Origin of the sequence: Ohtaekwangia sp. (assembly GCF_036568665.1) — a bacterium.
Taxonomy (GTDB): domain Bacteria; phylum Bacteroidota; class Bacteroidia; order Cytophagales; family Cyclobacteriaceae; genus Ohtaekwangia.
This window is the reverse complement of sequence record NZ_DATCSD010000338.1, coordinates 1-14,807: the sequence shown is the minus strand read 5'-3', so window position 1 is coordinate 14,807 and position 14,807 is coordinate 1. Positions and strand designations below refer to the sequence as shown.

The following is a 14,807-nucleotide window of genomic DNA, read 5'->3' as shown; positions in this document are numbered from 1 at the left end:
GGTGCTGGATAAGGATGGTGCCGATAAAGCCCTCCATATAGTAAAAGAGCATGGCAACTCTTCCCTCGATTTTTTTAAAGTATATCCCGATAAACAATTCTTCTTTAATACAGAAGGCAATGGTTTTGTTTCATACGGAGAATCACAACACTATGCTGTAGTGTTGGAAGCACCCGTTGCTCCTGATCGGCCGGCAGCCCAACAGTTGGTAAACCAGTTTGAAGAGTATTGTCGCGAACAGGGACTTCGTACATTTTATTATCGTGTGGGCGATGAGCATCTCCCGTTATTTCATGATCTCCACAAGAAAAATATTCTGATAGGCCAGGAAGCTATTGTAGACCTGGATACTTTCAACCTCAATGGCTCCGACAGGAAGTCGCTGCGCAATGCTGTACGAAAAGCAGAGACCAACGGCTTGCATATAGTAGCACACGAACCACCGCTGGCAGATGACTTTATTCAAGCATTAAAAAAAGTATCAGACAATTGGCTGCAACAGGAGGGACACCGGGAGTCTGGCTTTACGCAAGGTATATTTGATGAGACCCTTGTGCGCCAGCATACAGCCCTGGCGTTGCGCGATAAAGAAGGCACCCTGCTGGCATTTGCCAACATCATTCCCGGTTATCGCCCGGGTGAAGCTACCTATGATATGCTGCGATATATAAGTGATATTCCCAATGGAAGTGTTGATTACCTGATGGTAAAGATGATGGAATACTTTAAGGGCCAGCACTATAAAACGTTTAACATGGGGCTTGCTGCATTTGCCGGGTTCGATAAACCGGCCAGTATGAATGAACAGGTGATCCGTTTTTATCGCGATCACTTCCGGCAGGCATCGCGCCTCAAAGGACTCTATGAGTATAAGAATAAATTTGGCCCTGTGTGGGAGAATCGTTACCTGGTATACGATCAACTCTATGATCTGCTGCGCTTTCCGGTAGTGCTCAAAAACCTGTCGGATATGGATTAAGCCGATGTTATTTCTCTTCCTCAGGTGATCCTGTTTTATAGAGTCACCACTCTTTTTTAGTATATTGATTCAACAGTTGGGCTTGAGCTATCGATTTCGTCCGGTCAGAAATCCGGTCATCAGAAATATTTTACTTTTTATATAACAGATATGTGACCTGTAAGGCTAATGCCATCTAAGAACTGGAAAGATGTGGCAACACAGGCGGACCAAAGGATTAACCTAACACACATTAAGACACAGGTTGACATCCGGCCCTGAAAACTGTGGCTTAAAAAATATAGACATGAAAAGTATAGTTATCGTACTGTTTTGTATTCTCTCCCTTGGGCAGACGTATGCTCAAAAACTTCTTACACTGAAGGAGTCGCTGCAGCTTGCTAAAAAGAACAACCCCGATCTGAAAGTTGCATCCTACAACATCAACTCAGCAGAGGCAGACATCACCACTGCGAAAATTCGCCCTGATCCGATTTTCAACATGCAGTTATTGCATATAGCCGATCGCAACCGGCGTGCAGAAGGTTCATCGTGGGGCAATTCTGTAAATGGTCAGTACTGGTGGCAGGTAACAAAACCTTTGCAGGTTGCCGGGCAGCGCACCAATAAAGTTGATCTGGCCAATAAATTATTTACACAATCAAAACTTGATTACACCGAAAACTCACGCGGTATATTTTATGCCGTAGCCAACAAATGGCTTGATGCATGGTCGGCAAAGATCGGGCTGGATATACTGGAGAAAGGCAAGACCAATATAGACAGCCTGGTGCAGATCAATGAGTATAGATTGCGTAACAAGGTAATTACCAACACCGATCTGCAACGTACGCGCCTGCTACAGCAGCAATACCAACGCGATATCGTCACTGCACGGCAAAGTTATTTTAATGAGTTACAAAACCTGAAATATTTACTTGGTCTGACCGATAGCGTGTCCGTTGATTTTTCAGACGGTACATTCAATACTATACTTACTGCTGGCGATAGCCTGGTAGAGATGGGAACGCACGAGCGAAGCGATGTGCTCGCAGCCAAGAATGCCATTGATGTGAGCAATACCAACATGAAAATGCAACGCTCCTTTGCCTATCCGCAGCCGGAAGTAGGCGGTATGTATAACCCGCAAAACAACGTGCCTTACTTTGGTTTCTACGGTACAGTATCTATACCTATATTCAATCGTAATCAGGGTATGCGCGAAAAAGCGCAAGTACTCAAGTACCAATCCGAACAAAATCTATGGGCCACCGAACGTCAGGCCGAAACAGAGATCATGACTGCTTACAGAAGTTATGTTACCCAACGGCAGAACCTGGAAGATTATCAACGAAACCTGGCAGAGGCCGATAACATTTTAAACAGCGTACGCTACTCATATGTAAAAGGAGGCACATCTATTATCGACCTCCTCGAAGCACAACGTTCGTGGCTCGATACCCAGCAACGTTACTATAGCACTATGGAGAATTTTCGCAGAAGCTATATACAGCTACTCTTTGCAACTGGCATTATTAATCAATTGGCAGAATAACCTACTATGAACAGATTCATCGTTCTCTTGTTTTGTCTGACAGCCTGGGCGTGTCAGAAAAAGACAACATCCGACCCTCCTAAAACTGTGCAGCCGCCTCGTGTGGAAGAGCAGGGAAAGAAAATTATTTTCCCTGACGACCAGAAGAGTCTGGCTTTCTTTCAAACCGAAGAGGTAAAGAAAGAAAATCTATCGGCACAATATGCAGCACCTGCTTCTGTAGCAGTAGCCATTGTTCAGTCGACCGAGCGTGGAGGACGCAACACGGTATTGTTTGATAATGCTGATCTCAGCGCTACCTATTCTCAATTTCTTCAGCACATTATTAATATACATACACTGCAGGTAAACCTGAACAGGGTAAAAGACCTGGAGCAACACGGTGCGGCTACCGGAAAAGAAGTGCTCGATGCCGAGACACAACTTGCCAATGAAGAAGCAGCTATTACCGAGCAGGAAGCAAAACTGAAACTGGCGGGTCTTGATCCTGCCAAGCTTAAAGAGCCGCGCACGAAAGAAGCATGGCTCATCTGCGAAGTGCCGGAGAACCAGATTGCGCAGGTAAAGCCCGGCACACAATGTACCGTAACCTTTACTGCGTTTGGTGATAAACAATACAAGGCTTCTGTAAATGGTATAGGTGCTGAGGTTGATAACATCACCCGCATGGTGAAGGTGCGCGTTGTTTTACCAAATGCCGATAACCGTTTTGAAGTGGGCATGTTTGCCAACGTACTCTTCGATTTGCAGAAAGACAATACGCTTTCAGTGCCGGTAAGCGCACTGGTAAATGTGCAGGGTAAAGATTTTATGTTCGTGGCAACAACGCCTACTACATTCGAGCGCAAAGAAGTGCTTATCGGCCAGCAGCTCGATGATAAAGTAGTGGTGCTGCATGGCCTGAATGAAGATGACAAAGTCGTGGTAAAAGGCGCGATGGAGTTAAAAGGATTATCGTTCGGCTATTAAACAACAGCACCTATGGTAAAAGCAGAAATATATATCGATCAGGAGCGCTATATGGGCGATCAGTCGCTGCACGATTTTGTGATGCAGTTTCTGCTCGAGCAGGGAATTGCCGGTGCTACTTCCTTTCGCGCACATGCAGCCTTCGGCAGGCATCATCGCATCAAACGCCCGCATGAACTTTTCTCGTTTGACGAACCTTCGCTCATGATCACCTTCATTGACGAAGATGAAAAAGTGCGGGAGACGGTAAAGAAGCTGCGCACCTATATGGAAGGCGGTCTGATAATTATTCATAAAATCGAAATACTATAAATCATGATCAGAAGGTTGTTGATCATATCGCTTACCAACCGGGTAGCCATCATCATTGTATCGCTGGTACTGATGGTGGTTGGATTGGTTTGCTTCAAGTTACTGAAGATAGAAGCGTATCCGGATATAGCGGATACCAACGTTATTATCATTGCTAAATATCCGGGCCGTGCTGCCGAAGAAGTAGAGCAACAGGTAACGATACCGATAGAACGCTCGCTGAACAATGTGCCCAAAGTAATTGCACGCAGATCGCGTACCGTATTTGGCCTTGCACAGATACAGCTTTCATTTCAGGATGGTACCGATGATTACTTTGCACGCCAGCAGGTGATTGAACGATTGGCGAGCGCAGATTTACCCGATGGTGTTACTCCCGAGATAGGTCCGCTTACGACAGCCGTGGGTGAAATATACCGCTATGTATTGGAAGCACCTTCTAATATAACACCTACTGATCTTCGCGATCTGCAAGACTGGGTTATTGTACCATCGTTATTGCAGGTGCCCGGTATAGCCGATGTCGTTACCTTCGGTGGTCCGGTAAAAGAGTTTCACGTATTTACAGCGCCGGAAAAACTGCGCAAATATAGTATTACACTTCCCGTAGTACTCGCAGCTATACAAGCCAATAACCGTAACACCGGTGGAAATATAGTAGAGCGTGGCGGACAAGGACTTGCTATACGCGGTATAGGAGCTATTCGCAATGAAGATGATATTCGAAATATAGTCATCACCAGTATAAACGGAGTGCCGGTGTTTGTAAGGGATGTGGCATCGGTAGAGGTTGGCCCTCCGCCACCATCCGGCCTGTTAGGCTATGGTATATTTCACGATGGTAAAAACGTGAACTCCGGCATTGAAGGTATAGTATCCATGCGCAGAGGCGAAAACCCATCGGAAGTATTGAAGGCGCTGAAGGCGAAGATGGAAGACCTGCAGATAAACGAGTTTCCGGCAGGTGTAAAGATCACCCCTATATATGACCGCACGTCACTGGTAAACAACACGCTGGAAACAGTATCCCACACGTTGCTGGAAGGTGTATCCATCGTAATTATCGTATTGGTATTGTTCCTCGGTAATTTACGATCCGCACTCGTAGTAGCGTTTACTATTCCTTTCGCGTTGCTGTTTGCCTTTATACTCATGAAGTTGAATGGTATACCGGCAAATTTACTGTCGCTGGGAGCGATCGACTTTGGAATTATAGTGGATGGTGCCTGCGTCATGGCGGCTCACCTCGTGCATAAATTTAAAACGGCCACCGAAGAAGAACGCAAGGGCGGTATCATTCAACTTACTTTGAATGCATCACAGGAAGTTGGTCGCGAGATATTCTTCGCGGTAACCATTATCATCCTGGCCTATATGCCGATTCTTACCATGCAGCGTGTAGAAGGAAAACTCTTCTCGCCTATGGCTGTAACGCTGGCATTCGCGGTAATCGGTGCTATGGTGTGTGCCCTTACTGTAATACCGGTGCTCATTTCTTTTGTATATCGTAAATACCTGGAGGAACATGACGAGAAGCCTGTGCCTGCATGGCGCAAGAAGATCGACCTGATCAGCTGGGTAGAACGTAAATATGAAAAAGGTCTCGGCACTATATTAAAGTATCACAAGCAGGTAGTCATCGTAGGGTTTATTGCTGTGCTGGTATTGGTTTCGTTCATTGTAAAACTCGGAACAGAATTTTTGCCGCCACTTGATGAAGGTTCTATCTGGATGCGTGCTTTTCTGCCAGCGGGTACATCGGTAACGGAAACACAAAAGATTTCACCGATCATTCGCAGAGTAGTAGCAAGACATAAGCAGATCGAATCCATCGTAACACAATCCGGACGAAACGATGATGGTACCGACCCGTTCCCATCCAACCGTACAGAAGTAATGATGGTTTTAAAAGACTATAAAACATGGTCGCAGGACACCACCAAGCAGGAACTGATCGCGGAGTTACGCAGAGAATTGAAAGAAGAACTTCCATCTACATTTATATCCTTTGGTCAACCCATTATCGATAACGTAATGGAAACTGTAACAGGCTCTGCTGCCGATCTGGCCATCAATATACAAGGCTATGACATCGATAAGATGCGTGGTATAGCCGATACTGTAAAGATGATCGTGAAAGGCATGCAGGGCGCTACAGATGTAGGCATGGAACAGGAAGGGCCGCAGGCACAGTTGAATATACAGATCAACCGGAAAGAAGCTGCCCGCTATGGTATAAATGTAGCTGATATACAGAACATGGTGGAGGCCGCTATAGGCGGTAAAGCGATAGGCTCTATCTACGATCGCGACAGACGTTATGATATAGTAGTGCGCTATGTGCCGCAGAATCGTAACAGCCTCGACATGATCAAATCGATACAAGTGCCTTCTGCCTCCGGAGAGTTGATCCCGATGTCGCAGCTGGCCGTAGTAAAGCTGATGGATGGTGAAACCAATTTATACCGGGCCGATGGCAAGCGACTGCTCATTGTAAAAACGAATGTACAGGGGCGCGACCAGGGTGGTTTTGTTGCTGAAGCAAGCAAGAAAATATCGCAGGCTATACATTTGCAGCAGGGATACTCGATTGACTATGGCGGACAATTTGAAAACCTGGAACGTGCCGGCAAGCAGTTGATGATTGCTATACCGCTTACGGTAATCATTGTGCTCGTAGTGTTATTTATACTCTTCAAGAATCTCAAGTATTCGCTCATGACACTCGTATGTGTACTCTTTGCACTGGCGGGTGGTATAGTGGCGCTGCTGTTGAGAGGCTATAACTTTAACGTATCGGCAGGTGTAGGCTTTGTGTCGTTGTTCGGGCTATCGGTTATGGCAGGGGTGTTGCTCATCTCCGCGATCAACCGCGAGCGTACGCTCGATAACTCAAACCTGGAATTTACCCTGAGTCGTGCAGCAGCTACACAGTTGCGTCCGATCATGATGATGCTCATTGTGGCCATCATCGGTTTGGTGCCGGCAGCCAAATCTTCGGGTATCGGCTCCGATATACAACGTCCGCTGGCAACCGTAATTATAGGCGGATTAACCTCTACTCTTATTTTTACTCCTTTTTTGCTCACCGCTTTGTATTATTGGATTGAGAAAAAGAAATCATAAATGAGATCACGGATAACAGTAGCGGTATTGCTCTGCTGGGTGTACACCGGGTGTTTAGCACAGGAAATCGACAACAAGAAGATTCCGCTTACCCTCAGCAAAGCTGACCGCTACATTGTTTTTCCGATGATTGTTAAATCTCCCGAGTATAAATGGGGTGTCGGAGCAGCCGGTATATATTATTTCAGGTTGAAGTCTGATTCCACCTCGCGCACCTCCAACGTAAAGCTGGTATCTTTTGTAACGGTGCGCAAGCAGATCGTGCTGGCATCGGAAGGAAACATCTTCTTTAAAGGCGAAGATTATATACTGCACTTTGTCATGAGTGCCAGTCATTTTCCCGATAAATTCTGGGGATTAGGCAATACCACGCCTTCATCGGCCGAAGAAGATTATACCATTACACAATTCGATATATACCCACAGTTGCTGAAAAAGATACGACCCAATCTCTTTGCCGGTATCAGCTACGAGTACCAGAATGTATTCAACTTTGATTATGACTCGCGCAACGGTGAAAGCCTCTTCGATCGTGAAAATATACTCGGGCGGTATGGCAGCAAGATCTCCGGAACAGGTCTTATGTTTTGCTGGGATTCACGCAACAATGCATTTGGTTCCAGCGGAGGATTTTACGTGCAGTACTTCATCAATGCCTATCGCAATTTTCTGGGCAGCGACTATAATTTTAATATACAGAACCTGGACGTACGCAAGTACTTCGACATACGAAACAACCGCGTGCTGGCGTTTCAGTTTAACCTGATCTCCGCCAGTGGCGATATACCCATCCGCGATTATTCGGTAATGGGTACCAATATGTATATGCGTGGTTATTACGAAGGGCGCTACCAGGACAGGAACATGATAGCCTTTCAGTCAGAGTTGCGCACCCCGGTATATAAACGCTGGGGCGCTGTTATTTTTACCGGAGTCGGTAAGGTAGGCCCGAACTTGTCGCAGGTATTTAACTGGCAGCAACTAAAACCTTCAGTCGGAGTTGGCCTCCGGTTCTCCCTAAACCCTAAAGAAAACCTGAATCTTCGTATCGATGCGGGTTTCGGCAAGCATTCTCAGGGAACGTATATTAATTTAGGGGAAGCATTTTAAGGTTTATATGAAGTTCTCCGTCAATATTGTATTTATACTGCTCATCGTGTCTACCATCCTGGTAGTTACCAGTTCGTATTTTCAACATCGTAATAGTCTGCAGCGAAAAGAATCGATCAATCGCGTTACGCATACCTATAAAGTAATTCAGACATCAACCTATCTTATATCGTTGATGAAAGATATGGAGACTGGCCAGCATGGATTTATCATTACCGGAGATTCATCTTTCCTCGAACCGTACTACGATGCGAAAGCAGATATAACGCAGGCACTGGATACATTAACCGGATTAGTGCGCGAGAACAGACGGCAGGCACTGCTCATCCAAAATCATATAGCACCGATCATTCATAAGAAGCAGGAGTTTCTCGATCACTCACTCGCCACCTATCATCAGCACGGGCAGGATAGTTCGATGAACCTGATCTCTGCGAAAACCGGCAAGACCTATATGGATACCTTGCGGGTACTCATGAACGACTTGTCGCAACACGAGCGTTATTTGCTGAGTCAGCGTAACGAAGAGTATGAAACTGCAAACGACCAGGAAGACTTGATCCGCCTGGGAAGTTTGGTGCTCATTGTTGTTACATCGGCTTCTGCATTTGTAGCACTCTATAATAAACAGAAGCAAAACAAAAACCTGCTGCTCGATCTGGAGCATGCCAATGTTATACTGGAACAAAAAGTAAAAGACCGCACAGCCGAATTGGAGCGAACGAAAGAGGAGACGGTGCAATTGAATGAAGACCTGAAGCAAAATATAGAAGAGCTGAAGGTCATGCACGAGCGACTCGTGGAAGTAAATCGGGAGAAGGATCACTTTCTGGGTATAGCCTCGCACGATCTCAAATCTCCGGTGTCAGGATTACTGCGACTCATCGAAGTAATGAAGCTCGATAAAGACGAACGCTCTCCTTCCGACCTGCAGTATCTCAACTATATGGAAGATGCCTGCCGCAATATGCAGCGCCTCATTGACAACCTGCTGGATGTAAACCGCATCGAGCACGGACTCACCGTAATAAACCTGCAGAAAGTTTCTCTCAAAAAAGTACTCGATCGCCTCTATGCCGAGTTTGAACCGATAGCACACAAGAAGAATATAGCATTACATATAGAGAAATACGAACACGAGATATTTACCGATGAAGATGTACTCGTGCGCATACTCGAAAATTTACTTTCCAACGCCATCAAGTTTTCGCTTCAGGAGAAACACGTAACGCTACGGGTACACGCTGTTGATAGCAAAGTAATTTTTGAAGTAATAGACCAGGGGCCTGGTATACGCACCGAAGATCTGCCTCGCATCTTCTCTAAGTTCCAGCGACTCAACAATCGCCCTACAGGAGGAGAGGGCTCCACCGGCCTCGGCCTCGCCATCGTAAAAGAACTCATCCAACTCGTAAACGGAGAAATAGCCGTATCCAGCAAAGTATCCGAAGGCACAACGTTTAAGGTAACACTGCCTGCATGATACATCGATTCGTTAACGGTTAATAGTTAATCGTTGGCGGTTATTCGTTAATCGTGGGTGGGGGATAGGGTGTATTTATACTTCATCATTCGGTGATCGATGTTCCTTGTTCGTTATTCAGTTTTACGTTAATCATTAATAATTATTCGTGAATGTGTCTTCACTTCGACATTTCGTATTCCTTGCTCATTATTCGATATTCATTCCTCGTTATGAGTAAAAGCTTCCGGACTTTCCATCTTCCCGTCTCTGCATTAAACCTTGAACCTTAAACTTCAGGCTTACTTCTCTTTCTGCGTTCATCAGCTCCCGATAGCTATCGGGATGTCGGAACCAGTGCATTTAAATTTTTTTCCGCCTTTAATGCAACCTTTCAAAAAACCGTGAGTATTTCTTACTAGATCGTAGAACAAATGGAGGCTTCTGTTATATTTGTTCTACAATTTAGTATCAAATGATAGAAACAAGACTTGGTGAATTTGAAGAAGTGATTCTCCTGCTGGTAGGTATACTGGGCGAAGATGCCTATGCTTTTAAAATAGCAGAAGAGTTTGAGTCACAAACCGGCAGATCGGTATCGATAGGAGCGGTGCACTCTACACTCGACCGACTGGAAGGTAAAGGCTTTCTTTCATCTGCCATGGGCAACGCCACTGCTGAACGTGGAGGAAGAAGAAAACGAATCTTTACCATCACAGCATTGGGTAAGCGTGTATTAAAAGAGTCGATGGACTTCAAAGTATCGCTGTGGAAACAGTACCCGGCCTTTGCCGGAAAGTTTAATTATGGAGTAAGCTGATATAGTGTTGAAACAACCCAAACTTATACCGCCACGCTTTGCTACGCGGTTGCTGCTATATTTTCTTCGCGATGATCTGTCGGAAGAAGTTATCGGTGACCTGGAAGAGAAATTTTATGTTACCGCCAGAACTATATCTGCGTCTCAGGCACGGCTTAATTACTGGTACCAGGTGCTGCACTATATGCGCCCTTTTGCAATACGTAAACGATCAAGAACAAACTCAAATCATTACGATATGTTCAGAAATTATTTCAAAGTAAGCTTCCGAAACCTGGTATCTAACAAAGGATATTCGTTCATAAATATAGGGGGCCTCGCAGTAGGCATGGCTGTAGCGATGCTCATTGGTCTGTGGGTATACGATGAACTCTCCTATGACAGGTACTTCCAGAATTATGATCGTGTTGTGCAGGTAATGCAGCACCAAACATTCAATGGTGTAAAAGGATCGCAGACAGCCATGCCATTGCCACTGGAAGCAGCCCTGCGCGATGAATATGGAGCAGACTTTAAATATATAGCAATAGGTCGCTGGCCGGATGGACATATACTGAGTCGCGGAGATGTAAAGATATCCAAGGATGGAAATTTTTTCCAGGGCGATTTTCCGGAAATCTTTTCGCTAAAGATGTTGAAAGGAACCCGCAGCGCATTTAAAGATCCGAGTGCTATACTGCTGGCACAGTCTACTGCTGAAGCACTCTTTGGTAAGGATGATCCGCTGAATCAGAGTATTATACTCGACAGCGACATCAATGTAAAAGTAGTTGGTGTATACGAAGACCTCCCGGCTAACACAACACATACCGATCTGAAATTTATAGCCAACTGGGAATTGGCGTCTGCGCATAGCCCGTGGATAAAACGTGCTGCCACACAATGGGGAAATAATTCATTTCAACTGTATGCTGAGCTCGCACCAGGCGCTGATCTGCAAACAGTATCAGAAAAGATCAAAAAAATAAAACAGGATCATGCAGAACGCGAACGCCAGTTTTCACCGGAAGTTTTTCTGCACCCCATGCGCGACTGGCATCTTTACTCTGAGTGGAAAGATGGCAAGCAAAGCGGAGGACGTATTCAAATGGTGTGGCTCTTCGGTATCATTGGTGTATTTGTATTGCTGCTGGCCTGTATAAATTTTATGAACCTGAGCACAGCACGTTCAGAGAAGCGGGCAAAAGAAGTTGGCATACGCATGACGATCGGGTCTATGCGAAAACAATTGATCAGTCAGTTTCTCAGTGAATCATTTCTGATAGTGTTTCTCTCATTTATTATAGCAGCCGGTATTGTAGCTATAGCTCTGCCGTGGTTTAATACACTTGCAGATAAGAGTATAGTTATACACTGGCTGAATCCGGTGTTCTGGATCGTGAGCCTTTGCTTTATTATTGTTACCAGTTTACTCGCGGGTTCATACCCGGCCCTATATCTGTCATCGTTTCAACCGGTAAAAGTATTGAAAGGTACTTTCAAGAGCGGGCGATTGGCATCTGTGCCGCGCAAAGTATTGGTAGTAGTGCAGTTTACTGTTTCGGTAATACTCATCATCGGAACGATCATTGTCTATAAGCAGATTCAGTTTACCAAAGACAGACCCGTAGGGTATAATCGTGAAGGACTGGTGATGATTCAGATGAAGACAACGGAGTTTTTTGGGAAGTTTGATGTGCTGCGCAATGAATTGAAAAATACAGGAGCTATAACAGAGATGGCGCAGTCGTCCAGTCCGATGACGAATATATGGTCTAACAGCGGAGGCTTTGACTGGAAAGGTAAAGATCCTGATCTGCAAACCGACTTTGGCACTATCTGGATAACACACGAGTATGGAAAAACCGTTGGCTGGAAAGTAAAAGAAGGAAGAGATTTCTCGCGCGAGTTTTCCACTGATTCATCTTCTATCATTCTGAATGAAGCGGCTGTGAAGTTTATGAACATAAAAGAGCCGATCGGTATGGAAGTGAATTGGGATGGAAATAAATATACCGTTATCGGTGTTGTAGAAGATCTGCTCGTACAATCTCCCTACAGACCTGTGAAACAGTCGGTATATCTGCTGGGGTATAACGGTGTGGAGTGGATAGACCTGCGGTTAAATCCGGAGAAGAGCGCCAGCGAATGTATCGGGTTGATCGAATCTGTGTTTAAGCGAAACACACCATCGGCACCATTCGAATATAAATTTGTAGATGAAGCGTATGATGATAAGTTCAAGGCAGAAGAACGCATCGGTAAACTTACAACTGTATTTTCGGTACTCGCCATCATCATCAGTTGTCTCGGTATATTTGGTCTGGCTTCCTTCGTGGCAGAGCAGCGCACCAAAGAGATCGGTGTGCGTAAAGTATTGGGTGCCTCTGTACTGAGCCTCTGGAAGATGCTATCGAAAGACTTTGTTATACTTGTGGTGATCTCCTGTTTCTTCGCTATACCTATAGCATGTTACTTTCTGTTACAGTGGCTCGAAGGCTATAAATATCATACACAGATTTCGTGGTGGGTGCCGGCTGCAGCAGGTATGGGAGCACTTATCATTACATTGGCAACCGTAAGTTACCAGGCCATTCGTGCGGCATTGATGAGTCCTTCGAAAAGTTTGAAGACCGAATAGGTCTATAAAAATATGAAGCGAGCCCCCTATACTTCCCTACGACCACCGGCACTTGCCATAAGATTGCTCACCGGATTTCTGCGTGACGATCTGCAGGAAGAAGTAGTCGGTGATCTGGAAGAAGAGTTTCTGCTCAACGTAAAGAAGGGATCAGTATTCCGGGCAAAGCTACTATACTGGTATGAGGTGCTGCACTATATGCGGCCATTCGCTATACGAAAGTCCAGGTCACACAACTTAAATCATTACGCTATGTTTCAAAATTATTTCAAGATCGGCTGGAGGAATATGAACAAGCAGAAAATGTATTCCTTTATCAAGGTCGGTGGATTCGCACTTGGTGTTGCTGCGTGTCTGCTCATCTCGCTCTATATAAAAGATGAATTGAGTTACGATCTTCATTATCCTGAAGGCGATCGTATATACCGCGTGGTGGAAGTATATACCGATGGTGAAGCACACCGGGGTGTATGGTTTCAGGCTCCGTTTGCTGCTGCCTTGAAACAGGATTATCCTGAAATAGAGAAAGCCGGCCGCTATAATTCCAGCGAGTTGTTTGGCGGAGGCAGCAACCAGATAAGACGGGATGATCAATTGGAGAATACATACGAAGAAGGATTTGTTTTTGCCGACCAGGAACTGCTGGAGATCTTTAGTATACCCATGGTATACGGCAACCTGAAACATTGCCTCGATGAACCCAACACCATGGTAATCACCAAACGGAAAGCGGATAAATATTTCCCCAATGAAAATCCTGTAGGGAAGTTGATGGTGGTTAACGACCAGGCGAAATATCCTCTGAAGATCGGAGGTGTTATCGAAGATTTTCCTTCCAACTCGCATATCAATTTTGATTTTATTGTTACCATGAAGGAACGCCAGTTCTGGGATGGTGAACAGAACTATTGGGGCGCTACTAACTATCCAACCTATATTACGGTTCGTCCGGGTACAGATATAGCGCAGTTGGAGAAGAAGCTGAATAAAGTAGTGGAGAAGTATATGCTTCCGCTTTGGCTGAGAGAAGGAACTGCCAACGCGAAGGATTTGGTAAAGCGTATAGCATTTGAGCTGCAGCCGGTAAAGGATATACACCTGTATAATGCAGGTATAGAAGATCCGCTCAGCCATGGCGATATTCGCTTTGTGTGGTTGTTTGGTGCCATTGCTATATTTATACTATTGCTCGCGTGTGTCAACTTCATCAACCTGTCTACGGCCAAATCGGCTAATCGTGCCAAGGAAGTAGGACTTCGAAAAACAGTGGGTTCATTCCGCAGTAACATTATCAGTCAGTTTTTGGTAGAGTCACTGCTATATAGTTTCTTCTCGTTTGCTCTCGGGATTTTTATTGCGTGGATGTTGTTGCCATACTTTAATGTGCTGGCGGCAAAACTCCTGGTATTTCCGTGGCAGCAATGGTGGTTTATTCCCTTAATGATTGGCGCTTCATTTTTAGTTGGCATTATTGCCGGTATATATCCCTCCTTCTACCTGTCATCATTTAAACCCATACAAGTGTTGAAAGGAAATATGAGCCGTGGAAGTAAGAACTCTTCTACACGAAGTGTGCTGGTGGTATTTCAGTTTACTACATCGATCATTCTCATCATCGCCACCTTTATTATATACCGGCAGGTGGAATATATACTTAACAAGAAAGTAGGCTTTGAAAAGGACCAGGTACTGGTTATTCAGGGCACCAATACCTTGGGCGATAAAGTAAAAACATTCAAAGACGAATTACTGCAGCTATCGCAGGTGAAACATGTTACGGTAAGTGATTATTTACCGATACGCGGCACGAAGCGAAATGGCAATGGTTTCTGGAATGATGGCAAGCAAAAAGAAGAAAAATCTATAGGTGTGCAG

Annotated in this window: 10 protein-coding genes; all 10 read left to right on the top strand. The window is 45.1% G+C overall.

Features of this window, described 5'->3' with window-relative positions:
- A partial coding sequence (locus VIN08_RS19235) for a bifunctional lysylphosphatidylglycerol flippase/synthetase MprF (protein WP_331968358.1) occupies positions 1-979 on the top strand: 979 nt, incomplete at its 5' end.
- 286 nt (positions 980-1,265) lie between these two features.
- A complete protein-coding gene (locus VIN08_RS19230; RefSeq protein ID WP_331968357.1) occupies positions 1,266-2,513 on the top strand; it encodes a TolC family protein in 1,248 nt (415 codons plus the stop codon).
- Between the two features lie 6 nt (positions 2,514-2,519).
- A complete protein-coding gene (locus VIN08_RS19225) occupies positions 2,520-3,482 on the top strand; it encodes an efflux RND transporter periplasmic adaptor subunit (RefSeq protein ID WP_331968354.1) in 963 nt (320 codons plus the stop codon).
- A 12-nt stretch (positions 3,483-3,494) separates the two neighbouring features.
- The gene (locus VIN08_RS19220) at positions 3,495-3,794 is read left to right on the top strand and encodes a DUF190 domain-containing protein (protein WP_331968351.1); all 300 of its coding nucleotides are present in this window, start codon (positions 3,495-3,497) and stop codon (positions 3,792-3,794) included.
- Positions 3,795-3,797: 3 nt separating this feature from the next.
- Positions 3,798-6,920, top strand: coding sequence for a CusA/CzcA family heavy metal efflux RND transporter (locus tag VIN08_RS19215; protein ID WP_331968348.1), 3,123 nt, complete (start codon positions 3,798-3,800; stop codon positions 6,918-6,920).
- Positions 6,921-8,030 carry a BamA/TamA family outer membrane protein gene (locus tag VIN08_RS19210; protein ID WP_331968346.1) on the top strand — a complete coding sequence of 370 codons (1,110 nt, stop codon included), beginning with the start codon at positions 6,921-6,923 and terminating at the stop codon, positions 8,028-8,030.
- Between the two features lie 7 nt (positions 8,031-8,037).
- Positions 8,038-9,513 (top strand): CHASE3 domain-containing protein, encoded by a 1,476-nt coding sequence (locus VIN08_RS19205; RefSeq protein ID WP_331968345.1) that lies wholly within the window; start codon positions 8,038-8,040, stop codon positions 9,511-9,513.
- A 454-nt stretch (positions 9,514-9,967) separates the two neighbouring features.
- Positions 9,968-10,312, top strand: coding sequence for a PadR family transcriptional regulator (locus VIN08_RS19200; RefSeq protein ID WP_331968342.1), 345 nt, complete (start codon positions 9,968-9,970; stop codon positions 10,310-10,312).
- A 4-nt stretch (positions 10,313-10,316) separates the two neighbouring features.
- Positions 10,317-12,932, top strand: a complete 2,616-nt coding sequence (locus tag VIN08_RS19195; RefSeq protein ID WP_331968339.1) for an ABC transporter permease — start codon at positions 10,317-10,319, stop codon at positions 12,930-12,932.
- Between the two features lie 12 nt (positions 12,933-12,944).
- Positions 12,945-14,807 (top strand): ABC transporter permease (locus VIN08_RS19190; RefSeq protein ID WP_331968336.1); only part of this gene is annotated, 1,863 nt, incomplete at its 3' end.

Bases quoted from the DNA above. Each gene is read 5' to 3' on its own strand.
- VIN08_RS19230 (WP_331968357.1), top strand. From the start codon at position 1,266: ATGAAAAGTATAGTTATCGTACTGTTTTGTATTCTCTCCCTTGGGCAG.
- VIN08_RS19225 (WP_331968354.1), top strand. From the start codon at position 2,520: ATGAACAGATTCATCGTTCTCTTGTTTTGTCTGACAGCCTGGGCGTGT.
- VIN08_RS19220 (WP_331968351.1), top strand. From the start codon at position 3,495: ATGGTAAAAGCAGAAATATATATCGATCAGGAGCGCTATATGGGCGAT.
- VIN08_RS19215 (WP_331968348.1), top strand. From the start codon at position 3,798: ATGATCAGAAGGTTGTTGATCATATCGCTTACCAACCGGGTAGCCATC.
- VIN08_RS19210 (WP_331968346.1), top strand. From the start codon at position 6,921: ATGAGATCACGGATAACAGTAGCGGTATTGCTCTGCTGGGTGTACACC.
- VIN08_RS19205 (WP_331968345.1), top strand. From the start codon at position 8,038: ATGAAGTTCTCCGTCAATATTGTATTTATACTGCTCATCGTGTCTACC.
- VIN08_RS19200 (WP_331968342.1), top strand. From the start codon at position 9,968: ATGATAGAAACAAGACTTGGTGAATTTGAAGAAGTGATTCTCCTGCTG.